Genomic DNA, 245 nt, shown 5'->3' with positions numbered 1-245 from the left:
ATTGGATGCGCAACGTACGGACAGCGCCGTGCTGCCAGTGATCACGCCGGTGTCGCGTGACGGTGCGTTGCCACTGTCGTTCGCGCAGCAACGGCTGTGGTTCCTCGCGCAACTCGACGGCGCGAGCGACTCGTATCATATGTCGATGGCATTGCGCCTGCACGGCACGCTTAATGTCACTGCGTGGCAGCAAGCGCTGGATGCGCTGTTTGTGCGTCACGAAGCGCTGCGCTCGGTGTTCGTCA

The 245-nt window shown here is 62.4% G+C and carries 1 protein-coding gene; it reads left to right on the top strand.

All coding sequences use genetic code 11. The annotated features are described in order from the left end of the window. A partial coding sequence (locus KPG66_RS16925; protein WP_237071612.1) for a condensation domain-containing protein occupies nt 1-245 on the top strand: 245 nt, incomplete at both ends.

The organism is Mycetohabitans sp. B2 (assembly GCF_021733735.1).
GTDB classification, from domain to species: domain Bacteria; phylum Pseudomonadota; class Gammaproteobacteria; order Burkholderiales; family Burkholderiaceae; genus Mycetohabitans; species Mycetohabitans rhizoxinica.
Note: the sequence above shows the minus strand (reverse complement) of the source record. Positions and strands in the feature narration are given on the sequence as shown.